Here is a 24259-nt window from a genome sequence, read left to right as displayed (position 1 = left end):
AAATTTAAACAATGATAGTACACCACGTTTTATTCTGGCTAAAAGCCGATACCACTGCCGATCAAAAAATTGCCTTTCGTAAAGGCCTGGAGACCTTAGAAGGGGTTGAAAGCATTAAAACACTGCATATTGGCATACCCGCCCCTATTGAGCGTGCGGTTATAGATACTACCTATACTTTTAGCTTAACTGTATTTTTTGATGACCTGGCCGGCCACGATGTTTATCAGACACATCCATTGCATTTAGCTTTTTTGGACGGGTTCCGCGTTTACTTTGAAAAAGTAGTTATATACGATGCTGAATAAGGCTGCATCATGTTAAACCATAAAGCCGCTTAGTTTATTTCAATCGGCTTTATGGTTTCTTGATAGATTCTGGTTGTATCCTATAATTTCCATAAACACTAAACTTCGGGTATCAGATCCTTTTCATTTTTCAATAAAGCCAATACTTCTGTCCATGACCGTACGCGTTGATGATGATCGATATTAGCATTATGAGCCGCATTAAACATGATGGTAGTCCCCTTAAATTTATCTAAGTTTTTAGGGTGATCGTCGATCATATAGTCGGTATTGATTAAACTTTTATCACCACAGAAAACAATATGGGTCCAGGGGATAAATGGGAAATGCTCCTGCAGCCATTCATATTTTTCGGGTAACGACAACGGAAACTCCATAGCTGCCGATACAATAAAAACTTCAAAATCCTCCATCAGTTCTTTTATCGCCTCAACCGCGCCGTGGATCACCGGCAGTGTGCGGAAAAACCCGGGTGACCGTATAAATTTCCGGATGGCGCCTTCTTCCGGAAAACCTTCGCCTTCGGGCTTACCCAACATTTGTTCATAAGTGATCTGAACGCCATAGGCATTATAATACCAGGTTAAATAATGCGCATCGGTATCGGCCAAAACACCGTCCATATCAACTGCAATTCTTTTTAACTTTTTCATCGGAATAATTTGTTTTTTAATGGTAATGAAGCTATCATGAGCCGTTTTATTCATTCCGGTTTGTGAGCTGTAGCCCATGATGGTTTCATATCTTATTGTTGTTATTATTTAAACCCCAAACTGCCTTAAATGATGATCAAGATGCTTATGCATGCCAACGCCCCAGGTAGTCGGTGTAAGCTCCCCAAAAAAAGGATGCGGGTGTTTGGTCGCCCCATTTTCGCCGGCGGTTTGGAATTTTTTGATATAGGTTATTAGCCTTTGCTTTTCTGCGGCGAAATCTCTTTCATCAGCAATTTTCAAATGCTTGTCTGAAGGAACATTCTGTGCAAAGGGTTTTTCATTAAAATATTCTTTTTGTGCCATACGCCCGAAAATACAGCCTAAGAAAGTTCTTGGTAAATTCTTTTCACTATTGGCCATTTGCAGCGTTACTGAACAATGAGCCAGCATTTGCGCAACCTCCATTTTACCCCAAAGCCGCCTTGCGGTGGGTTTCAGATGTTCAACACGGTCAAGGATTTCAGACGTGTCGGTGTGGTTAAATAGATTTTTCATATTGCAATATTATGCAATATATTTCAACCAATTGCAAATTAAATGTTAATTTATTGCAACAATTTGCAATAAATAATTATTCTTATATTTGTTTTTATGCTGAAAGAAGAACGTCTTCAAAAAATAATTGAACAGATTGCACAAGACAATAAAGTTGTATTGGACGATCTGAGCCGATTGCTCAATGTGTCTACAGATACGGTTAGAAGGGATATTAAAGAATTATCAGACAAGGGCCTGCTGAAAGCCGTTCGCGGTGGGGCTATTATCGGCTCGCCTGTACATCCGCATTTTAAGGAACGTCAGCATATTGACACACAACATAAAAAAGTAATAGCTCAAAAAGCTTTAGAATTTATAAAACCGGGGCAAGTTATCATTCTTAACGGGGGTACCACCACTACCGCGGTTATTGCCGCTTTACCCAGGGACATCAACTTAACCGTTATTACCAACAGCTTTCCGGTGGTATCTATTTTAGAAGATTATCCTCATGTTACCGTTTTTTTTATTGGCGGCGAGCTCAACAAACACGCCTTTTCAACTACCGGCCATGAAACCATTGAGGCTATCCGCAATTTCAGGGCTGATGTGTGCCTATTGGGTATTTGCAGCATTGATCTGAAGCTGGGACTAACCGGTTTTACTTACCAGGAAAGCCTGGTAGACAGGGCCATGATCGAAACCTCGAAATATGTCATCGCCTTATCTACTTATGATAAAATAGGCGCATCAGACCCCTATTATGTATGCGCGGCTAATGCCATTGATGTTATTGTTACCGAAAAGGATCCATCCACAACTGACCTGAGCGGATTTAAAGAAGCGGGGATACTGATTAAGTAAGCGAGAGAGGCAAGAGATAAGAGTCAAGAATCAAGAAAAAAATTAGTAGCAGATTGCTTTTCTCTTGTCTTGATTCTTGACTCTAACCTCTTGATTCTATACCACATCTATTTTGCTTTCAATCCGTCAGGAGCAAAATCAAGCGAGACGGAGTTCATGCAATATCTTTTATAGGTTGGCGCCGGGCCATCATCAAATATGTGTCCCAGGTGCGAACCACATCGCGCGCAAAGCACTTCGGTACGTTGCATGCCAGCCGAATTATCTTCCCGGTAAATCACACTGTTTTTCCGTACAGCCTGGTAAAAGCTTGGCCAACCACAATTGCTGGCAAATTTTGCATCCGACCGGAACAGTTCATTACCGCATACTGCGCAATAGTAAGTCCCTTTGGCATTTTTATCCCAGTACTGGCCGGTAAATGGCGCTTCTGTTGCTTGCTCCCTTGCGGTTGCATATAAGGCAGGTGGCAATATCTTCTTCCACTCCGCATCGCTCACATTTAGTTTTTTAGTATCGGTATTGGAGTAATATGGGTTCTTTTCGTGCCCTTTGTCGCTTTTCAGGTGCTGGGCACTAGCTGCTCCAACGAAAAACACCAGTATGCCTGCTAAAATTATTGTTCTCATGGGTTTATGATTTCAACTTGTTTTTGAATACCTTTTTGAATTTTTCCAGCTCGGGTTGTATCACGTATTTGCAATAAGGCTGACTACCGTTCTGGTTAAAATAGTTCTGATGGTAATCTTCGGCCTTGTAAAATGCTTTATAAGGTACCACCTGGGTTACGATATTGCTTTTGTAAGCTTTTTCGGTATTGAGCTTGCTGATATAGTAATCTGCCTTTTGTTTTTGAGCGGCATTGTGATAAAATATAGCCGAGCGGTATTGTGTACCCACATCATTGCCTTGACGGTTAAGCTGGGTAGGGTCATGGGCAACAAAAAAGGCCTCCAGTAATTCGTCAAAAGAGATCTGCGCGGGGTCATAAATAATATTACAAGCTTCGGCATGTCCTGTTGTACCGGTACAAACTTGTTCATAAGTAGGGTTGGCTACATGCCCGCCACTGAAACCTGAGACCACCTTTTTTACTCCTTTTAACTGCTGAAATTTGGCCTCGGTGCACCAAAAACAACCTGTAGCGAAAGTAGCGGTATCCAGTTTTGCACCGTGAGAACCACCAATTACCGGTTGTTTACTATGCGTATTACCTGTTACGGCGAAGGCGCAATTGGCTATGAATAACATTAAAAGCACGATATTCTTTTTCATTGATATTTAGTTTTTAAGTTTTATACTTTATCGGGTTCTATACTACTAACGTAATAAGTTTACCCGCGGTTAATGAAATATATTTTATTTAGCTGAATTTGATGATAAGCTGACAATCTTCTTGAGACAGCCGGTCATTGTTTTTAGGCTTAGTCGGCCAAAGCAGGTAAACCTTACAGCAAGATTACGAGGTTTTATGAAATATATTAGCACGGCAAAACCCGCTCTATAAATAAAGCGGGTTTTGCCCCTAAAAAGTATAAAAAGGTATTATTTCAGATGGATGATCAAATGTGCATACCGCCTGATACCTCAATACGTTGGGCATTTATCCAGCGGGCATCCTCAGTACACAAAAAGGCTACCACGCCACCAATATCTTCGGGCTGACCTACACGACCTAATGCGGTTGCATTGCTTACCATTTGATTAGTCTCTGCATTATCCCGAACTCTGCCGCCCGAAAAATCAGTGGCTATAGCCCCGGGAGCAACAACGTTTGCCCTGATGCGGCGTGGCCCCAGTTCAAGAGCCAGGTACCGGGTCAATACCTCAACCGCGCCTTTCATGGAAGCGTAAGCAGATGGCCCAGGCATACTAAAACGGGCCAAACCGGATGATATATTGACGATGCCCCCACCATCATTCAATAAGTTGAGCGATCCCTGTGTTAAAAAGTAAACTCCTTTGAAATGAATGTTCAACAGTTCGTCAAACATTTCTTCGGCAACCTGGCCAAAAGGTGCATGACCACCGATGCCGCCGTTGTTGATTAAAAAGTCGAAGTGATCCACATTAAAAGTATTTTTCAGAATACTGGTTAGCTCTTCAAAAAAGGCATCAAAGCTTTTTATATCGCCCACATTCAGTTGCAGAGCCGCGGCTTTACTGCCAGTTTGCTCAACCTGGGCCACTACGGCCAGGGCATCTTCTTTCCTGCTATTATATGTTATAATGACGTCAAGGCCTCTTTGAGCCAGTTTAAGCGCCATGTCTTTCCCTAAGCCGCGGCCACCACCGGTTACCAGGGCAATTTTATGATTTGTTGACATTGTTTTATCTTAAAATTTGATAAAACAAAGTTCAGTCAAATACCTACTCAGCCGTTTGTGAATATCAATCCGTTTTTTGCGAAATTCAAATATCGCTTAGGCGCGAAATTTCAGCGGGGCGATATTGGTCTGCTTTTTAAAAAAGGTAGAAAAATGCGCCACTTCCTCAAAACCCAAGCTATAAGCAATCTCTGAAATATTCCAGGCAGTTTGTTTTAGCAGGATCTTGGCTTCCTGTATTATCCGGTTGCTGATATGCTCGGTAGTGGTTTTGCCTGTATTCTCCTTAAGTACCTTATTGAGGTGATTGATGTGGACAGACAGCCTGTCGGCATAATCTTTAGCGGTACGTAAACCTATTTTCTGGTGTGGCGAATCAATAGGAAACTGCCTTTCCAAAAGTTCAATGAACAGGGATGATACCCTTGCCGATGCATTATGCCCCGCATAGAGTGTAGTAAGCGGCTGCAGTTTTTGTCCGTAATGGATCAGTTCCAACACATAGTTGCGCAGCAGATCGTACTTGTAAGTGTAATCGGAACCTATTTCCTCACACATCTTTCTGAAAATGTGACGTATATCGGCCGCCTCTTGATCACTCAGTTGAAACACAGGGTAACCACCTGGCTTAAATATAGGCAGATCATCCAATACTACACCGCTTTTACTGGGCAACAGGAAATCGGCTGTAAAAATGCAAAAGAAACCCAATTGCTGATCGGTCTGCGGCACCCAGTTATAGGGTATTTTGGGTGTGGCGAAAAGCAGGGCATTCTTTTCGATCTCGATGGTCTTGTCGGCATACTCAGCCATACTATGACCGCTTATGAGGCTTATCTTATAATAGGCCCGGCGGTTATAGGGCATCAGTCCGGGCGCTTTTTTGATACGGGTAAATAGCTCAGCTACATCAAATATATTGAAATGGCCAATCTCTTTGTTGATACCTTCGGGCAACAGGGAGCTCACACTTTCACCGCTTACAGAAGCCGCGTGTTCGTAAAAATCATTCAGCGTAGTAACATCCATGGCGAAAAGAATTTATAAAATTCAAATATACTATTGTTAAGTCGCAAGTATTGAATCTTAAGTCTAAAATCGTTTTTTTGACTTATGACTTCGAACTCAAGACTCCATAACTAAACACCTGATTCCCCCCGCCAATATCTACCCCATTTTGCCCTGTACATTTAAGCGTTACCTGTGGCGCACCACCCTCTGACAAGAGGTAATACAGAGTTATGACATGAGCACCGGCTTTTAAATTGACACCCTGCGTAAGCACCGTGCCCGGCTGATACCCAAAATCGGCATCGATCAATGTAGCCTCGTGCAAACGCAGATAGGCTTTTCCTGATACCTGCAACGAGAATGTATAATGACCATTCGCAGGAATTTTTATAAAACCCTGGTAACATACCATCCCTGGCTGATGACCTGCTTCTGTGCCTTTTGGAACTTTGCTGATTCCTTTAGCATTTGCGATGAGCCCATCTGTTTTAGCTACCCAGGGGAATTTCCCGGCATAATACTTCCAGGAAAGGCCTGGTAATAATTTCGTAGTTATCTTATCAGCCGGTACAGGCTCGTTATCGTAGGGGCGTGGAGCTTCTGCATCGGGGTGCCTCACCTGCAATACTTTGACCTTCATCGCTTCCTGAGTTTTCGCATAACCCGGTTTGGAGGCAAGGTTCGTTATTTCTTTGGGATCATTTACCGCATTGTATATTTCAAAATCGTCATCCGCGGTTTTGATAGCGTAACGCACACCCACCAGGTCGCCCATCCGAATGGCCTGCATTTGGTCGCGTTTTCTTCCGCGCCTACCGGCTTCAAACTCCTTGAAATCGGGTGTTTTACCACCTTCAAAATACTCTACATATACCAAACCTTGTTTTTGTTTACCTATGCCGGTTAAGGAAGGCAATAAAGAAACGCCATCCGTACGCGCAGGAGCCGGAATATGCGCGGCATCGGCAAAAGTTGGCATCCAGTCTGACAGCATGGATGGTGTGTTGATCACCTCACCGGCTTTGATCCGCTTTGGCCAGGCGGCTATGGTTGGCATCCTTAGTCCACCCTCCCAGCAATCCCTTTTTATACCATCAAATGGACCATAGCCGCCGAAAAATGTAGGGTGATTAGGCACAAAAGCCGCCGGCAAATAAGATTCTATAGATGGACCGTTATCGGAGGTAAAGATCACCAGGGTATTATCGGCCATATTCAGATCGGTTAATAATTGCCTGATGTCACCTACCGCATCATCTATCCTGCGCACCGCCGTGGCGTACCTTTTATAGGTATCGGGCCAGGGGACTTCGGGTGTGGCCGGATTATGGTCATCGTCATAAGTAGCGTTAGCATACTCGGGATACATGTAAGAGTCAATAGTTCTTGAGGCTGTATTGATCATCTGCCCGGCATCACCCAGCCATTGCAGCCCCCCTTTTAGCCCTCTCCCGGCGGGATAGGCCTGCGTGGGTAATTCAATAACGGCATGGGGCGTATCATAAGCCAGGTACATAAAAAACGGCTTAGTGGCATCTTTTCCACTTTTATAGTCGATGATCCACTTTTTGGCAGCTGCGGTCCAGAGGTCGGCGGTGTAGCATTTGCTTAGCCCGGCCGATACTTCCTCGTAATTATTCCATACCTGTTTTTTGCCGCGATATAAGCCCTCCAGCGGATAATGCTCATGGCCGTCGGCATGCCGCATATAGCCATAATAGTTATCAAAACCACGTTTCAGTGGGTGACCAGGCCAGTTGGGACCTTCCTCCTTTACTCCCTGCAAACCCCATTTGCCAAAAGCAACTGTACTGTATCCCGCGGTTTTTAACATAGAGGCTACGGTGTAGTTATTTTCCAGCATCTTATCAAACTGGTTGTCCCTTACCAATGCATTACCCTGGTTAAGCCCGGTAATAAGCGAAGCCCTTGATGGCGCACAAACCGGTGCGTTGGCGTATTGTTGGGTAAAACGGGCGCCGCTCAGTGCCATCTTATCCAGGTTGGGTGTCAATTCATAGGGCTTGCTATGATCGCCGGATGCTTTCCGCTGGTTTTGAAAAAACACGCCGATATCACCATAACCCAGGTCGTCAGTCAGTATAAAAATGATGTTGGGCTTTTGCTGTGCCTTTACGGTCAGCACATTAAAACCGACAACTAACAAAACAACCGATGCCCTTAACCAATATCTTGTGTTCATAGTTCCTGCTTACTTTTTCTCCGTGTTTCTGCTTATTTCATTTTTTAATAGCTGATCGAGCTCTTTTACCTTGTCGGGATAAGTATCGGCCAGGTTATTTTTTTCGCCGATATCATCCTTCAGGTTATAGAGTTGCGGCGATGGTGAATTGCCCGATTCTATACCAACATCCTTCATATACGCCACACCCGGGTGCGGTTTAATATACTTCCAGTCGCCTTTTATTATGGCTGTGGGATCGGCGCTGCCCTGTTCTATCAGGGTTGATCGCCCTTGTTTACTTTTACCCAAAAGGGCATCCAGATGATCTTCGCTATCTTCAGCATCCCCATTAGGGATCTGTTGATTGAGCAAATGTGCTACAGATGCTAAAATATCCATCTGGCTGAACAGGACATCCGAAACACCCGGTTTTACCTGCGCTGGCCAGCTCACAATAAAAGGTAAACGGGTACCTGCCTCCAGTGCGCTGTATTTGCCGCCCCGCATAGGCCCCCAGGGTGTATGCCCGCTCAATAGGGTAACGGCGCCATCCTGGTACCCATCATCAAGCACGGGACCATTATCGCTCGAGAATATAATGAGCGTATTTTTGGCCATACCATTCAGTTCCAACGTTTTCATCAATTGTCCAATAGTCCAATCCAGCTGTAGGATATCATCTCCACGATAACCTAAACCGCTTGTGCCTTTAAAGCGGGTAGCCGGCATGCGCGGTACATGGGGCTCGGTTAAGGCATAGTACAAAAAGAAGGGTTTCTGGCGATGATCGGTTATAAACTGCTCCACCTTGAATAGGAAGGTAGCTGATACCTCTTCGTCTACCCAGCGGGCCTGGTACCCGCCGCTCATATAGCCAATTCTGCCAATGCCATTCACAATGGTATTATCATGTCCCTGCCCAGGCGACGACTTGAGTTTCAGCAACTCCGGATGTTCTTTGCCTGTTGGGTCATTACCTATTTTTTTGCTGTAATCAACCGCTATAGGGTCATTGGCATCACTGGCCACCACCCGGTGATTTTCCAGAAAAACGGTAGGCACCCTATCAGCCGTAGCGGGAAAAATGAACGAATAATCAAAGCCAACTTCATTGGGGCCCGGCTTTATTTCGCCGTTCCAGTTCTTATTTACGCTGTCGCCCAGGCCCAGGTGCCATTTGCCCACAATGGCAGTAGCGTATCCAGCCCGCTTAAATACCTGGGGCAGCGTAGTTTTATTAGTTGGGATAATGAGCGCCGCGTTACCCGGTAATATGCCTGTGCCAGTTTTACGCCAGGGATATTTGCCGGTCATGAGCGCGAACCTTGATGGCGTACAGGTAGCCGAAGTAGCATGCGCATTGGTAAAACGGATGCCGCTTTTGGCCAGTTTATCCAGGTTGGGCGTGTGCAGTTTGGTAGCGCCATAGCAACTCAGATCGCCGTAGCCGAGGTCATCGGCGTAAATGTATATCACGTTGGGTTTTTGCTGTGAGTAGCTCACCAAAGCCCCGCTCATCAGCAGTAAAAAGGTGTTTATAGTTTTCAGTAGGGTCCTGTTCTTCATCGTATTGACGTAATTCAATAAGGTGTATAAATGACTTTCTTGGCGATGCCTTTAGCCCAACAAGATACTTATAAAACCCGGGCACCTTAAAGCTTAAAATAACACAAACGTTTGCATTGGTTTGGAACCCGGACATCCGGCAGATTTAGGTGTAAAAACTTTTTAAACCTTTAATTTTAACACTTTTTTAGTCGAAAACAGCGTGAAAGGCTTGCTTTTAGGCTATTTTAATTAGGCTTCAACCCCATTTTAACACTTTTTAACAAATTTTCGATGTGCTTTGAAAGCTTTAAAAAGTATTAAATTATTGACTGTCAAATAACTACATACCAAACGGCTGATTTTTGGGCCTTTTATCCTTTATGCAAACGGCCCGGTTCTCCTTTTTACAGGAAAACCGGGCCGTTGTATGTATACAAATATACGGATTTAAGTTCTAAGTCCGAAGTTTTAAGTCTTGAATCACCTCTTTTAAGTTGTCTGTGAGGACACAGACAACTTGAGGAAACAATGCATGCAGGAGACGCAAATATGCGTCTCTACACAGAAAATGCTGTCAGAAACCTCAACCCATGACTTAAGACTCAAAACTTCCGACTTACCCCAGCGCTCTAATCGGGCTGCCGGTCCATTCGGTTTCGGAGGCCAGGGTTTCGCCTTTCATCACCAGGGATAGGGGTTCCAGTTTTACATCGTCGCCTATCTCGCTGTCGTACAAAACAATACTACGCGCGCCTATGCTGCAACGGGCTCCTATTTTGATGCTGCCTACTTTCATCACCCGGTCTTCAAATAAATGGGTCTGCGGACCGCAATCTTCATTTAAAGCGGTATCATCGCCGATAGAAACCATGTCGTACTCGGTAATGTCAGTGGTGTTGAGCCATACCCGCCTGCCAATCTTCACACCAAACAATCGCAAGGCCCAGGGCAAAAATGGCGTCCCCTTTAAAAATTCGAGCATAAAGGGCACGGCCAGGGCTTCGTAGGTTGTGGTGATAGCTTCGCTTCTCCAAACCCGATGCGTCCACATGGGGTTTTGCTCTTTTTTAAACATACCTATCACCACCCATTTTAAAGCTAAGGAAATAAAGAATGCCGGAAGCCCCATATAAAAAAGGTAATAGAATGGTATTTTGGGTATTTGTTCGACGATCTGTAAAACAGTGCGTTCCTTGATCAGATCATGGCAATAAGCGATGAACAGCACGCTGCAACAGATGATCACAGTTTCAGGCAGCAGGATGCGGATGGTTTCGATCAGGCCGCGGGATAATTTCCGTGACCAGGATGGGGTGGTGGTAAGCGATGCCGGGTAAGTACCGCTATCCTGCCGGCGGGGCAAAGCTATGGCCGGCGAACCAAACCAGTCGCCGCGGGGGTTGTCCTGTTGTTGCTCGAGTGTTGGCGGCACCGATAGTACGCCGATCAGCATATTATCGCCCAGTTCATATCCCTGGGGAATTAAGGCGCTGTTGCCCACAAAGCTGCTGTTGCCAATGGTGGTCTTTTTCAAGATGAGCCGTTGGGCACGAATGTCCTCTTCACCCAGGGTAACGGCATCCGCGATAAACGATTCGTTGCCTATCTCCAGCATGGTATGGGTAACGTTACTGGCGGTGGAGATCTCGGTATTTTTACCAATTTTTGAGCCCAGCATCCTGAAGAAAAAGGAAACAAAAACCGTGGCATATATGGGGTGCAATACAATGAGCGCGACAGATATCAATTGATCGGAAAGCCATTTGCGTACATAAGTACTGCTGAAAACCGGATAGGTTCCGGGTTTGATGCCCCATAAAAGCAGGCGGGATAACAACACGGTTTCAAACGCGTAAAGTAATATATATACCAGGGTGAGTGCCGGTACATGGATGAAATAACTAAAATCATAATCGCCGGTTTGCAGATCCAGGTAATTCAACAGCCTGATGACAGGGAGCAAAGGCACCAAAACAACCGCCGGAAATATAATGAGCAGCAGTGTATACAGAAAACCGTAAGTCTTGATCTTGAGGAAAGGCGATTTAAGCGGTTGCGGCAATTCTTCGGGTTGCATTTGATCCACCTTTTCTGCCGGACTACCTTTCCATACCTCGTAAGCTTTGATAGTTTGGCCGCTCTGCAAATGGCTCAGGTCCTGCAGCTCACCCCAGTCTTCCACTACAGTATCGCCCGACAGCACCGCGCCGCTGCCAATATAAGCATGGGCGCCTATGCTGATCTTGCGGAATTTGATCAGCCCGTTTTCGACCGATACGTTATCCAACACCACGCCCGAGCTCAGGCTTACGTCGCTGCCAATTTCCAGCAGATCGTTGGCGCCTATGGTAACCGCGCTTATTTGGGCATCTTTGGCTACGCGGGTACCCAGCATACGCAGATATAAGGGGTAAAGGGGCGTACCGTTCATGAACTGGGCGGGAGCCAGTTGTGTTAACCTGTTTACCAGCCAGTAACGGAAATAATAAGAGCCCCACAAAGGGTGATCGCCTTCTTTAACCTTACCCAGCAATATCCATTTGGCGGCAATACCCAATAAAGATAAAAAGGGCGGTATCAGGCAATAGAGCAGTAAGGCCACTGCCAGACCGATACCCGAATTATCCTGTCCGGATTCGGTTTTGCTCACCACATAATAGTAGCCCAGATAGGGCACAAATATTTGAACAGCGAACAGCCCATATATAAATAACAGGGAGATGGCCTGCGCCAAACCGCAAAGCAAATAACGCAAAGAGGGGATCTTATGAAAGATCTCCTTATCCACGGTTTTCTTTTCCCGGGCTTTCTTTTCGGCAAGCTCCCAGGTATTGATGAGGTTTTTTACCGGGCGATTGGTGTAAATATCTTTTAATGATGCATGCTGGATCCCGGCCTCTTTGCGTAACCAGGATGAAAATGTGGCTGCCAGTAAGGAATGCCCCCCCAGATCTGTAAAAAAGTCCGATTCAGGAGTGATATCTCTGCCGGGGAACAGGTGGTTCAATCCGGCCATTACTTTTACCGCAAGCGGATCATCGGGGCTAATATGGATCTCCTCTTGTTGCGGCACATTTTGTAAGGCCTCCGGCACTGGAAGCGATTTACGGTCGATCTTGCCGCTTGATAGCCTGGGGAACTTATCCATCTGGATAACCACCAGCGGCACCATATAAGGAGGTAAAACTTCCGAAAGCCGACTGCGGCTATGCTGCTGATCAAATGCCTGACCAGGCTTGAGTGTCACATAACCCACCAATTGATCCTGGCCGGTCGAATCCTTTTTCAAGGCAACCGCCGCTGTGGCCACCTCTTCGAGCTGGTTCAATCTCGATTCAATTTCGCCCAGCTCTATCCGGTAACCGCGCAATTTAACCTGGTCGTCCAGGCGACCATGAAAATCAATGCGGCCATCGGGCTGCATCACCACGGCATCGCCGCTCAGGTAAATACGGTCGCCGGCCAGCTCCATTAAGGTTACCGGCTTATCAAGAAATTTTTCGCGGGTAAGCTCGGGCCGGTTCACATAGCCTTCGCTCACACCCGGGCCCGAAATAATGAGTTCGCCTTGTTGCCCGGTTGGCAGCAGGTTAAATTTATCGTCAACTACGGCCAGGTCATAGTTAGGCAGTGGTCCGCCAATGGTGATGGCATCCCCCGGTATCAGCGGCACCATGGTGGTGGTTACCGTTGTTTCGGTAGGGCCGTAGCTATTGTAAAATATATTTTTCCCGGGCTTGCTCCAGCGGTTTAACACTGCTGGTGTACAAGCTTCGCCACCCGCGTTAATGAGGCGCAGGGATGGTATATCATCATCCATCACCGCCAGCAAGCTGGGTACGGCATGTAATATGGTAATTTGTTGTTGTTTTAAAATATCGCTGAGCTCATCGATAGATTTTGCCGTAGTGGCATCGGCTATCCATAAAGATGCCCCGGCAAACAGACTTATCCAGGTTTCTTCACACCACATATCAAAGGATACCGAGAAACCCTGGTACACTTTATCCTGTGGGGTGATCTCCAATACGCTTTGCTCCGAACGGATGAGGTGGCAGATATGTTTATGGAGGATGGGAATGCCTTTGGGTTTACCCGTACTGCCCGAAGTGTACAGTACATAGGCCCGGTCGTCCGCATCCGGACCAACAGGTAAAGTATAGTCTTCATATTGCTCCCGAAATTCCGGAACAGCAAACACAGGGCAATCCAACACCGGCTGGGCATCACTGAAACAAGCGGCAGCCCCAATTTCCTGTAATACGATCTGCAACCTTTCTTCGGGCATCTCTCTATCGAGCGGAACATAGGCCGCGCCCGATTTTACAATCCCCAGGATAACAGCCTGTAGCTCGAGCCCGCGGGATTGCCACACCCCTATAGAATGGCCCTTGCCAATACCTTTTGAAGCGATAAAGGCCGCTATGTAATTGCTCCAGGAATCAAGCTGGGCATAATTCAGTTGCCTGTCGCCAAAAATGAGGGCGGTATTGTGGGCATATTGTGATGCCGACGCTCTGAAAATATCGGCAATGGTTTCGTGTTTAATAAAGTCAGGTCGTTCAGTCCCTTTTAGTAAGCTCTTGGCTATCATCATCATGGTTAGGCCGCTGGTAGTTTTTGTCTGCAAATTGGTAATGCAAACTTTGCCAACCAAATGTATTAAAAATGTCGGTTGGAAGAATTTAATAACACATGATTTAACAATAGTATATTATTAATATTTCATCCGCGTCTTCAACAGACGGATATATGACTTTGTTTAGGCATAAACGTTTAAAACGGTGCTTTTTTTTGTTTCGCTTTTTTACGCTCCCGCGAGATTAGCACAGCGATCCCTCCGGTTGGGAAAACAGATTTGTCATGCTGAACGAAGTGAAGCATCTATTATGCGCCAGGCATGCTGAAGAAGATCCTTCGCTATCGCTCAGGATGACAAAAATAAAAGAGAGGGATGTCGAGTGCAGCGATGACAGGGTGAGTCGACATCAGGCTATCATTCATCGCTTTATTTTATTTATATTTACGAAACCTGCTATTCGAAAAATATTTAATGTTAAACCTAAAATGTTGCTTAGTTCAATTATCAATATCTCCCACACGATCAATGGCGATGAGGTATTAAAAATAATTTTATCCGTCATAGCTGGCAGTATCCTGGGGTTTGAGCGGGAGATCAGGGGTAAATCGGCCGGGTTCCGTACGCTGGCGCTCATCTGTTTTGGCTCAACGGTATTCACCATTTGTTCCTATCTTTTAGGTGTCGACTCCAACCGCGACCGCATAGCTGCCAACATTATCACTGGCGTGGGCTTTTTAGGGGCCGGGGTCATATTTCGCAACAATGTGAGCGTTTCGGGCATCACCACCGCCGCTTCTATCTGGATAGCCGCCGCCATTGGCATGTTAATAGGTATTGGCGAATATCTACTGGCGGGAGTATCATTGGTATTAGCTTTATTTATACTTTACGCGCTTGATTTTATCCAGTTCCAGATAGATTTCCGTTTCCAACACCGCGATTATAAGATCACCTTTAAGGATAAATACCCTTCGGGCGCCATCCAACAGCAAATCAAAACCTTAAACTTACAGGTTACCAATTCCAAATTATTACGCTCCGGTGAGCAGGTGATCCTGGAAGTGCTGGTATCCGGCAAGGGCAAACAACTGGAACTGTTTAATGAATGGCTGCTTGACCAGGCCATTGTTCAATCCTTTGAGTGGTAATCTTCCTTAAAAAGCCTTTCATACTCCCTGCATTATATTTCTATATTTTAAATTCAGTACAACATGAATACTATTATTGAAAGAATTAAAAAATTTAATGCACCGCTGCTGCCCGACAAAGTTCAACTCAAATATAAAGCCATGACCGAAAGCCCCTTCCGTTTTTTCAGGGGGACGTGCCATTTGTTTTATGAAGACCTGGCCCGGGTTAAAGACTTCCCGGTTTCGCCACCAGTGTGGATCTGCGGCGACCTGCACCTGGAAAATTTTGGCAGTTTTAAAGGGAACAACCGCTTGGTTTATTTTGACCTGAATGATTTTGACGAATCGATGCAGGCCCCCTTAAACTGGGAACTGGCCCGGGTACTCACCAGTATTTATGTGGCTTTTGATACCCTAAAACTCACCAAAGCCGAAGCCGACACTATGGTGAAACTTTTTTTAAAGAAATATACCGAAGTACTGCAATCGGGCAAGGCCTATTATATCGACCCCAGAACAGCGGGAGGCATTGTAAGCGATTTCTTGATCAAAGTTAAAAAGCGGAAGGAAAAGGATATTATCAAAAAGATTGCCGCTCCTATACACAAGCAGTTGCGCATTAAAATAAACGACCAAACCCATTTTGACATCAAGGCGCCTCTAAAGACCGAACTGATGCAGCACCTGAGCAGCCTGATGGAAAAAACTGGCGCCTGGCCCAATAATTACAAGGTTAAAGATGCCGCGTTTAGGGTGGCCGGCACCGGGAGCATTGGCCTAAAACGTTATATGTTTTTATTGCAGAACACCAAAATAAAAGGCGATTTTTTATTAATGGACCTTAAAGAAGGTGCGCGATCATCCCTGGCTCCCTATAACCCAATCCGCCAACCCCAATGGGCTTCGGATGCCGAACGGATCATCACCACCAAATACCGCATGCAGAATATTTCCCCGGCATTGCTAAGTACTACGGTGTTTAAAGAAGATACTTATGTGTTACAGGAAATGCAACCCTTTGCCGATAGGATCAATCTGGATCTTTTGGCGGGCAATCTGAAGGATATGCAATGCGTATTACTGGATATGGCCACATTAACGGCCTCGGCACAATTACGGAGCTGCGGCATACAGGGCTCGGCCATCAATGATGAGCTGACTGCTTTTGCCCATGAAAATACCTGGCAAAAACCACTCCTCAGTTATGCAAAAAACTATGCCAACCAGGTTAAAAAAGATTACAAACAGTATATGGCTGGTTATAAATCCATCAAAACCAAATAAACACACCTTAATTAAGTCCTTTATTCATAATTGTTTACGCAAGCGTTTGCGTAAACAATTATTGCTGCATCCCACCGCAATTTTCAGGATCATTCCTTTCTGAAAATAGTGCCGATCAAAAAGCCTTTTTTATCGCATTTGACCGACAATCCTTATTTATATTTCATTAAAAGCCTCCAATTCCAAACAAACGTTTGCGGGGTGTTAAAACAGGCAAATTATATCTTTTTGAAATACATTCACTCCACGAATGTAAACCAACATTGATAACCCTGTTTTTTATAACGCATTGCAAAATAGATCAAGAGATACAGAACGAATGCTTTTGCACCAGGTAGCTACCGGCGATCAAAAGTCGTTCACTATTCTTTTTGAGCATTACTCCAAAACAGTGTACCCCTTTGCTTTAAAGCTTACCCGGTCTGAAGAACTGGCCGAAGAGATTTTGCAGGAGGTTTTTCTGAAGATCTGGCTCAACCGCGAAAATCTGCCGGAGATTGAAAATTTTGGAGCCTACATCAACCGCATGACCCGGAATTACGCGTACAATGTATTAAGACGCATTGCCCATGAAAACCTGATCGCTTTTGAGCTAAGCAAACAAATGACAGAGGAGGTAAATAATACCGAGGAGGCGGTTCTTCATCGCGACCTGGAGCATTCGCTTAACCATGCCATCAGCTGCCTTACACCACAGCAAAAACTCATTTATACTTTATGCTACCAGGAAGGCTTAAAGTACAGCGAAGTGGCCGGGCGTTTAAATATCTCATCGTCAACAGTTCATACGCACATGAAACTGGCCCTCAAATTTATCCGGACCTATTGTATCCGGATCAATACCCTGACCCTGTTCTATCTGCTTTTTAAATAGCCTGAATAATATTTTATTTATTGATTTTCAGCAATTTAAAATAAAAAAACAAAAATATTATTATTTCAACTCACCCTCGCGGCCTTGCTGTGTGTCAGTGTATATAAAGGGCTAAATACGCGATCTGCTTTCCCGTAAATAATTCCTTTCCATCACATGAATAACCAACAACTCCTAAATTTACTTAACCGGTATATGAGCAAAGAAGCTTCAGCAGAGGAAACTCATGAGCTTTTTGATTATATTAATGATCCGCTAAACGCGCCACAGGTAAAAGAAGTACTTGGCGATACTTTAAATCAGGAGACCGAAGAGCGCGCGTTACCGGGTTACCGGCAGCAACTGATCCTTGATCGTATTTTTGATCATCAATCGTTACCCGAAAAAAAGTTTAAGCACCGGGTATTGCGCTGGGTAAAACTTGCGGCGGCTGTACTCCTGTTTATTTTACCCGGAATATATTTTCTTAAAACCAACAAACCTAAACCGGCGGCATTAACTGCGATCACTAAACCAAAGCAAATTGATGTACAGCCGGGTGGCAACAAAGCCATATTAACGCTTGGCGATGGTTCACAAATAGTTTTAGACTCGGCCCGGAACGGCCTGCTTGCACACCAGGGCAATACGAAGGTTGTGAAATCGGCCAATGGGCATATTGCTTACAATACAACAGCTACCAGCAATGCTGCTCCTATATATAATACCATGACAACACCCCGGGGCGGCAAGTATGACCTGCAACTGGCTGACGGCACCAAAGTATGGCTCAACGCATCATCCTCTATCAGCTATCCCATCACTTTCACCGGAGCCGAGCGCAGGGTAACCATTACCGGCGAAGCTTATTTTGAAGTGGCTAAAAATAAAGCCATGCCCTTTAAAATCAATGTGAACGGGCAGGAAGAAGTGCAGGTTTTAGGTACCCACTTTAACATTATGGCTTACAACGATGAGGCCTCGGTTAAAACCACACTGCTGGAAGGATCGGTGAAAATTATAAAAAATAAAATGACCGGCATGTTAAAACCCGGTCAGCAGGCGCAGCTTTCAACCGATGGGAAATTATCTATTACAGATGATGCGGATATCAACGCGGTTATGGCCTGGAAAAACGGGCAAACCTTCTTTGTAAACGAAGATATCAAAACCATTATGCGGCGGGTGTCGAGATGGTATGATATAGATGTGGAGTACCAGGGCGATATGCCAGGCCGCTTATTTACCGGTGGTATTTCCCGCGAATCAAACCTCTCGGTTTTATTAAAAGTACTGGAATTAAATAAGATCCATTTTAAGATGACCGGCAAAAAACTAATAGTAAGCCCCTAAACCTTATTAAACTTAATTGATTTAATCACCCTAAACAACAACAGATATGGCATAAAAGATACCCCAATCCCACCATGCGGTTACCAGAAAAAAACCGGCAGTGCTACCAACACCGCCGGCTAATATTTGGTTAACCCCTTCCCGATTTTGTCGGGATAAAAAATCCAGTTTCAGATAATCTATTCAGTTAACCTAACTCCTAAAGTATGAATTTTTATACTCTTTTTAAGCCTTTGTTTTTTAAGCAAAGGCCACTCATTAAAATTTTCATGGTTATGAAATTTGTAGTTTTTTTTATGACATTGGCCTGTTTACAGGCATCGGCTACAGGATTTGCGCAGCAAGTAACGCTTTCAGAAAAAAACATTTCCATCAAAAAGGTTTTTACTGCCATACAAAAGCAAACCAAATACATTATTTGGTACGAAGACGAAGTATTGCGCAGTACGCACAACATTGATATTTCATTAGATCATGCCACTTTACAGGAGGCACTTACCGAGTGCTTTAAGGGCCAGCCTTTAACTTATACCATTGTTGATAAAACCATAGTAGTTCAAAAAAGGAACATACAGGCACCGGCAGTACAGGTTGTCAATGTAATGGTTAAGGGCCAGGTAAATGACGAAAACGGACTGCCATTACCCGGCGTAACCGTTAAGCTGAAAGCATCCTCTATATCCATGGCTACGGATAGCAAAGGCAATTATGCATTATCCTTGCCCGAGGCCAGTGGTACACTTGTTTTTAGCTTTGTTGGTTACGAGCCCCAGGAAATTGCAATTAATGGCCGCACTGATATCAACGTTCAGTTAATACCGCGAAAAAGTGATCTGAATGAGGTGGTTGTGGTTGGTTTTGGTACCCAGAAAAAAGTGGACCTTACCGGCGCGGTTGACCAGATAAAAGGCAAGGACCTGCAAAACAGACCGGTAACCAATGTTGGCGATGCCTTACAGGGTATGATGGCCAACTTAAACGTAACCACCAATTATGGCGGCGGTTCTCCCGATGCTAAAAAAAGTATCAACGTACGTGGTTTTACAGGTTATGGGGGCCAGTTAGCAAGTCCATTGATCCTGGTGGATGGGGTGGAAACAGATATTAACTCCATCAATGTTAATGATATTGAAAGCATTAGTTTGCTCAAAGATGCGGCCTCATCGGCTGTTTACGGCTCCAGGGCTCCTAACGGCGTATTATTGATCACTACCAAACAAGGCAAAAAAAATCAGCCCGCCCGTTTAAGTTATTCCAATAACTTCTCTTATGCACAACCACTGAATCAGCCGGTAATGTCTAATTCATTGGTTTGGGCAAACACCTATAACGAGGCCTATGCCAACGCCGGTTTACCTCCGCTGATAACTGATGACGCCATAAAAAGGATCAAAGCTTACATAGCCGACCCCGGAAATACCCCTACTACTATTCCGGTACCCGGCAGTAATAACTGGGCTACCTATGATCCGGTATTTGGCAATGCCAATAACGACTGGTTTAAAACTTATATTAAAAGATGGGCACCCAGCCAGCAACATAACCTGAGCATTGATGGTGGCAGCGATAAAATAACCTATTTTATTGGATTGGGATCGACCAAAAAAAATGGTTTGTTTAATTACGCCGATGACAGCTACCAGCGCAATAATATCAGGGCGAATTTAACAGCTGATCTCAACAAGTATGTAACTTTTAGCTTAAAAACGTCCTTTTCTCAGGAGAATGACCACTACCCTTATAACGGTGGTGCCAATACCGGTTATAACTTTTTTCACCAGGTAGCCAGGATATGGCCAATTATTGCCTTAATTGATCCGAATGGCGGATATGATTCCAATTCATACATACCTCAACTACAACAGGGCGGTACAAATAACAGCCGTACCAACAATAGCCGCATAAGCGGCGATATCACGATTAAGCCAATTACCGGCTGGGATATCACCGGTCACTATAGCTATGATTATAATACCTATAACATCACTTCAACTGTTTTGCCTTATTACTATTCTACACCTAATAATCCGCAAACGTTAAGCAATACCATATCATCCATCAATGAAAATTATGGATTAACCAGCTATTATAACTACAATGTTTTTACCAGTTATGAAAAGCAAATAGGAGGTCATTACTTTAAAATACTGGTAGGTGAGCAAACAGAGCAAAAAACCTATTCAAACCTGAGCGGCTATAATCAATATCTCTATAGTACCAATCAGCCGTCGCTGGCGCTTACCAGCGGCACAACCCCATCAACAACAGATGGCGGAGGCTATAGCTGGGCCACCAATAGCACCATAGGCAGGATAAACTATAACTACAAAGAAAAGTACCTGATTGAAGGCAACGCCAGTTATATGGGTACTTCCTTGTTCCCGCAAAATACGCGTTATCATTTATTCAGCTCCGGATCTGTAGGATGGAACATTTCGAAAGAAGATTTTTTTAAACCACTTGAAAAATGGATCAACAATCTGAAATTCAGAGCATCCTATGGTGGCTTAGGAGACATTTCTTATTTCCTGAATGCTTCAACACCAGTTTATTACCCGTATTTAAGCAATTTACAAACCAATCCGGCAACCAACAGTCAATGGATATTTAACCCAGGTAGTGGCGGCCGTTTACCTTATGTTTCTAATCCGGGCAGCTTAATAAGTCCTACATTAACCTGGGCAAAACCATCTATGCTTGATATTGGTGTTGATGTTGATTTCCTGACCGATTTTAGCATTACTGCCGACTGGTATAATAAAAAAATAACCGATCAGTTTGCCCCTTCAAGCACATACCCGGGCCCACTAGGTATTGCGCCACCAACGGTTAATAATGCTTCATCAAGCACCAAAGGCTGGGATCTGACCGCCTCCTGGAAACATCAGTTTGGTTCCGTAGGTGTAATGGCGCGTGCAAACATCAGTCATTATTCGGGCAAAATCACCAAATACGATGCTAATGCGCAAAAATTCATCAACCAACCTTACGTTGGCGAACAACTGGGCGCTATATGGGGCTTTAAAACCGTTGGAAAGTTTCAGACACAGGATCAGGTTAACAGCGCGCCAAACCAAAACGCTATCAATGCAAGTGGCTACAAGCCCGGAGATATCCAATATGCAGATCTTAACGGTGATGGAAAGATCACTTACGGCAGCAACACCGTTGGTGATCCCGGTGACCGTACCATTATAGGTAACAGTACACCAAAATATTTATATGGTTTCACAACAGGCATAACCTGGAAGGGGATAGATTTTAGTCTGTTTATTCAGGGACAAGGTCATGCCGATTATGTGCCGACCAACAACTATTTCTGGGGATTGACCTCACAATATCAAAGCACGGTGACCCCTAAGCTTGATGACAGGTGGTCGACCATTAATCCTAACGGATACTTCCCAAGATTGGATATCAATAATGGAAGCAGTAAAAATCAAATTGCACAATCGGGCTACCTGCTCAATACGGCGTATATGCGTCTGAAGAACGTGCAACTGGGCTACACTTTCCCGGATAGGCTTACTCAAAAATTCCATGTTTACCGATTAAAATTATATGGCAGTGTTGATAATGCCCTCACGTTTACCGGAGCATTTAAACACCAGTATGTAGATCCGGAACTATTGCAGTCTGATGAAAAGATCTATCCTTTACAACGCGTCTATTCTTTTGGTTTACAAATGAATATTAAATAATCATATAAAATTTGAGCTATGAAACCGAAAAAAATCATATATATATTCTTTGCGATTGGCTTGTTTGCCATTGCTTCCTGTAAAAAGGATGGCCTGTTGAATCAAACGCCACCTACCCAGTTAACCGAATCGTCATACTGGCATACTGTTAATGACCTGCAGAACTATATGAACAACCTTTATGGTAAGGACGGTATTTTTCCGCATTACCGGGGATACAGTAGTCTGGGTATATACAGTGTTGATGAAAATAGCGATAATATGGTTCCCCAGTCCGAAAACGGCCGACTGAACGGAGAGTTAACTGTTGCCGGCAGTGGCGGCTATGCTGACTGGAGCAACATTCGCAATGTGAATTATTTTTTGGCCAATTATCAAAAAGTAAGCGCCTCTGCAAGCGACATCGCTCCCTATCTAGGCGAAGCCTACTTTTTTAGGGCCATGTTATATTATAACGCCGTTAAAAGTTATGGCGATATGCCCTGGGTTAATAAACCCCTGAATATAGACGATAAGGATCTGTTAAACGCACCACGGTTGCCCCGCAATGTGGTTATTGATTCGATAGTTAATGATCTGGATAGGGCTATCGCGGGTTTGCCTGCAAAAAGCAAAGCCCAGTCACAACGTTTATACAAGGAATACGCCCAGGGATTTAAAGCAAGGGTGTGTTTATTTGAGGGCACATGGGAAAAATATCATGCTAACGATGTATTTGGTGTAGCCGGGCAAAATGGATCAAAATATCTACAACTTGCCGCCGATGCAGCCAATCAGGTTATTTCGTCAGGAACATATCAGCTGGACAATGTGGGTATATCCAATGGCTATTTCAATTTATTTAATCAAACAGATTATACCGGCAGCAAGGAGATCATGTTTTGGGGAGCCTATAACCAACAGGCTGGCATTACTACTTACTGGCAAAACTATTATCAGTTTGGTTCTGATGGATCGGAGGCTACCGGTATATCAAAGAACCTGGTTGATGACTATCTGTGTAACGATGGCAAGCCTATCAGTGTAAGCTCCCAGTACAAAGGCAATGATTCATTGGCCCATATTGTTAAAAACCGTGATCCGCGATTAAGGCAAAGCATCTTTTTATATGGCGATACGGTAATATCAAATGTACCAGGGTCAACTCCCATTAAGCTGTTCACATATCCGGCACTCATAGCGGGCGATAATTGTACAACGGGTTTCCAGATCAGAAAAGGGCTCAATACCGACTTTTTCCAGGATAGCCACAACGGTCCCGGAGGTACAGACGGGGTTATTTATATGCGTTATGCCGAAATTCTATTGATCTATGCAGAGGCGCGCGCCGAATTAGGCTTACTAACCCAGGCTGATGCAGATAACACGATTAACAAAATAAGAGACCGGGTAAAGATGCCGCATTTAAACCTCAGCGCTATCACAGCAGACCCGAAATGGTCGTTTCCTGATCTTTCTCCTGTTATTAATGAAGTTAGGAGGGAACGCCGAATTGAATTGGCCTGCGAAGGTTACCGCTTTGATGACATATGCCGCTGGGCAGCCGCCCCTTCGCTTGTTGTTCATAAACAGCCTTTAGGAACAATAGCCAGGCAATTTTTAACTGTTTTGCCAACTATTGTTATTGGTCAAAATTTATTTGTTAATACACAGGGTTATATACAGCCTTATGCACAAGTAAGCAGCATGGCAAATGGTTACAACTTTAATCCTGGCCGTGACTATCTGTTACCTATTTCTTTACAGGAAACTACCGTAAATCCTAAAATCAAACAAAACCCAGGTTGGTAAATAAAAATACTTCTATCGCCGGAGTGAGTACCGGCATAGTTGATTAGTTGGTTATAAGAACCCTTCTTCGGGAGGGTTCTTTTCAAAACCATCGTAACTCATAAAATGCTATCCACCAAACAGTCCATC

General features: G+C 44.4%; 17 protein-coding genes. 8 read left to right on the top strand and 9 right to left on the bottom strand.

The window, feature by feature from the left end:
* Positions 1 to 11: 11 nt before the first annotated feature.
* Positions 12 to 308, top strand: coding sequence for a Dabb family protein (locus tag BLR84_RS25485; RefSeq protein WP_090473085.1), 297 nt, complete (start codon positions 12 to 14; stop codon positions 306 to 308).
* Positions 309 to 406: 98 nt separating this feature from the next.
* Here the strand turns inward: BLR84_RS25485 and BLR84_RS25480 are convergent, their stop codons facing one another.
* Together BLR84_RS25480 and BLR84_RS25475 are read right to left on the bottom strand one after the other, a co-directional pair.
* Complete coding sequence (locus BLR84_RS25480; protein ID WP_090473108.1) at positions 407 to 961, bottom strand: 5' nucleotidase, NT5C type; 555 nt, start codon at positions 959 to 961, stop codon at positions 407 to 409.
* 108 nt (positions 962 to 1069) lie between these two features.
* Positions 1070 to 1519 (bottom strand): DUF1569 domain-containing protein, encoded by a 450-nt coding sequence (locus BLR84_RS25475; RefSeq protein WP_090473084.1) that lies wholly within the window; start codon positions 1517 to 1519, stop codon positions 1070 to 1072.
* Between the two features lie 96 nt (positions 1520 to 1615).
* On the opposite strand from BLR84_RS25475, the gene BLR84_RS25470 reads away from it, so the two are divergent.
* A complete protein-coding gene (locus BLR84_RS25470) occupies positions 1616 to 2365 on the top strand; it encodes a DeoR/GlpR family DNA-binding transcription regulator (RefSeq protein ID WP_090473083.1) in 750 nt (249 codons plus the stop codon).
* 107 nt (positions 2366 to 2472) lie between these two features.
* Here the strand turns inward: BLR84_RS25470 and msrB are convergent, their stop codons facing one another.
* The 7 genes from msrB to BLR84_RS25435 form a co-directional block, all read right to left on the bottom strand.
* Entirely contained in the window at positions 2473 to 2994 is a 522-nt protein-coding gene (gene msrB / locus BLR84_RS25465) for a peptide-methionine (R)-S-oxide reductase MsrB (RefSeq protein WP_090473082.1), read from the bottom strand.
* 4 nt (positions 2995 to 2998) lie between these two features.
* On the bottom strand, positions 2999 to 3640 hold the full coding sequence (msrA, locus tag BLR84_RS25460; RefSeq protein ID WP_090473081.1) for a peptide-methionine (S)-S-oxide reductase MsrA: 642 nt from the start codon (positions 3638 to 3640) through the stop codon (positions 2999 to 3001).
* 287 nt (positions 3641 to 3927) lie between these two features.
* Entirely contained in the window at positions 3928 to 4692 is a 765-nt protein-coding gene (locus tag BLR84_RS25455) for an SDR family NAD(P)-dependent oxidoreductase (RefSeq protein ID WP_090473080.1), read from the bottom strand.
* Positions 4693 to 4788: 96 nt separating this feature from the next.
* Entirely contained in the window at positions 4789 to 5721 is a 933-nt protein-coding gene (locus tag BLR84_RS25450; RefSeq protein ID WP_090473079.1) for a helix-turn-helix domain-containing protein, read from the bottom strand.
* 82 nt (positions 5722 to 5803) lie between these two features.
* Positions 5804 to 7906: a sulfatase-like hydrolase/transferase gene (locus BLR84_RS25445; protein ID WP_090473078.1), complete on the bottom strand. Its 2103-nt coding sequence runs from the start codon at positions 7904 to 7906 to the stop codon at positions 5804 to 5806.
* A 9-nt stretch (positions 7907 to 7915) separates the two neighbouring features.
* Positions 7916 to 9454 (bottom strand): sulfatase family protein, encoded by a 1539-nt coding sequence (locus BLR84_RS25440; RefSeq protein WP_090473077.1) that lies wholly within the window; start codon positions 9452 to 9454, stop codon positions 7916 to 7918.
* Between the two features lie 598 nt (positions 9455 to 10052).
* Complete coding sequence (locus tag BLR84_RS25435; RefSeq protein ID WP_255367043.1) at positions 10053 to 14066, bottom strand: Pls/PosA family non-ribosomal peptide synthetase; 4014 nt, start codon at positions 14064 to 14066, stop codon at positions 10053 to 10055.
* Positions 14067 to 14299: 233 nt separating this feature from the next.
* Between BLR84_RS25435 and BLR84_RS25430 the strand changes: the two genes are divergently transcribed.
* From BLR84_RS25430 to BLR84_RS25405, 6 genes are all read left to right on the top strand, one after another.
* Complete coding sequence (locus BLR84_RS25430; RefSeq protein ID WP_255367042.1) at positions 14300 to 15166, top strand: MgtC/SapB family protein; 867 nt, start codon at positions 14300 to 14302, stop codon at positions 15164 to 15166.
* Positions 15167 to 15229: 63 nt separating this feature from the next.
* Positions 15230 to 16432 carry a DUF2252 domain-containing protein gene (locus BLR84_RS25425; protein ID WP_090473075.1) on the top strand — a complete coding sequence of 401 codons (1203 nt, stop codon included), beginning with the start codon at positions 15230 to 15232 and terminating at the stop codon, positions 16430 to 16432.
* A gap of 319 nt (positions 16433 to 16751) precedes the next feature.
* Complete coding sequence (locus tag BLR84_RS25420; protein WP_090473074.1) at positions 16752 to 17306, top strand: RNA polymerase sigma factor; 555 nt, start codon at positions 16752 to 16754, stop codon at positions 17304 to 17306.
* 195 nt (positions 17307 to 17501) lie between these two features.
* Positions 17502 to 18638, top strand: a complete 1137-nt coding sequence (locus tag BLR84_RS25415; RefSeq protein ID WP_176852155.1) for a FecR family protein — start codon at positions 17502 to 17504, stop codon at positions 18636 to 18638.
* A 275-nt stretch (positions 18639 to 18913) separates the two neighbouring features.
* Positions 18914 to 22339: a TonB-dependent receptor gene (locus tag BLR84_RS25410; protein WP_176852154.1), complete on the top strand. Its 3426-nt coding sequence runs from the start codon at positions 18914 to 18916 to the stop codon at positions 22337 to 22339.
* A gap of 18 nt (positions 22340 to 22357) precedes the next feature.
* On the top strand, positions 22358 to 24130 hold the full coding sequence (locus BLR84_RS25405; protein ID WP_090473071.1) for a RagB/SusD family nutrient uptake outer membrane protein: 1773 nt from the start codon (positions 22358 to 22360) through the stop codon (positions 24128 to 24130).
* Positions 24131 to 24259 lie beyond the last annotated feature (129 nt).

Source organism: Mucilaginibacter sp. OK268 (genome assembly GCF_900103125.1).
GTDB lineage: Bacteria > Bacteroidota > Bacteroidia > Sphingobacteriales > Sphingobacteriaceae > Mucilaginibacter.
Note: the sequence above shows the minus strand (reverse complement) of the source record. Positions and strands in the feature narration are given on the sequence as shown.

Bases quoted from the DNA above. Each gene is read 5' to 3' on its own strand.
- BLR84_RS25485 (WP_090473085.1), top strand. From the start codon at position 12: ATGATAGTACACCACGTTTTATTCTGGCTAAAAGCCGATACCACTGCC.
- BLR84_RS25480 (WP_090473108.1), bottom strand. From the start codon at position 961: ATGAAAAAGTTAAAAAGAATTGCAGTTGATATGGACGGTGTTTTGGCC.
- BLR84_RS25475 (WP_090473084.1), bottom strand. From the start codon at position 1,519: ATGAAAAATCTATTTAACCACACCGACACGTCTGAAATCCTTGACCGT.
- BLR84_RS25470 (WP_090473083.1), top strand. From the start codon at position 1,616: ATGCTGAAAGAAGAACGTCTTCAAAAAATAATTGAACAGATTGCACAA.
- msrB (WP_090473082.1), bottom strand. From the start codon at position 2,994: ATGAGAACAATAATTTTAGCAGGCATACTGGTGTTTTTCGTTGGAGCA.
- msrA (WP_090473081.1), bottom strand. From the start codon at position 3,640: ATGAAAAAGAATATCGTGCTTTTAATGTTATTCATAGCCAATTGCGCC.
- BLR84_RS25455 (WP_090473080.1), bottom strand. From the start codon at position 4,692: ATGTCAACAAATCATAAAATTGCCCTGGTAACCGGTGGTGGCCGCGGC.
- BLR84_RS25450 (WP_090473079.1), bottom strand. From the start codon at position 5,721: ATGGATGTTACTACGCTGAATGATTTTTACGAACACGCGGCTTCTGTA.
- BLR84_RS25445 (WP_090473078.1), bottom strand. From the start codon at position 7,906: ATGAACACAAGATATTGGTTAAGGGCATCGGTTGTTTTGTTAGTTGTC.
- BLR84_RS25440 (WP_090473077.1), bottom strand. From the start codon at position 9,454: ATGAAGAACAGGACCCTACTGAAAACTATAAACACCTTTTTACTGCTG.
- BLR84_RS25430 (WP_255367042.1), top strand. From the start codon at position 14,300: ATGCTGAACGAAGTGAAGCATCTATTATGCGCCAGGCATGCTGAAGAA.
- BLR84_RS25425 (WP_090473075.1), top strand. From the start codon at position 15,230: ATGAATACTATTATTGAAAGAATTAAAAAATTTAATGCACCGCTGCTG.
- BLR84_RS25420 (WP_090473074.1), top strand. From the start codon at position 16,752: ATGCTTTTGCACCAGGTAGCTACCGGCGATCAAAAGTCGTTCACTATT.
- BLR84_RS25415 (WP_176852155.1), top strand. From the start codon at position 17,502: ATGAGCAAAGAAGCTTCAGCAGAGGAAACTCATGAGCTTTTTGATTAT.
- BLR84_RS25410 (WP_176852154.1), top strand. From the start codon at position 18,914: ATGAAATTTGTAGTTTTTTTTATGACATTGGCCTGTTTACAGGCATCG.
- BLR84_RS25405 (WP_090473071.1), top strand. From the start codon at position 22,358: ATGAAACCGAAAAAAATCATATATATATTCTTTGCGATTGGCTTGTTT.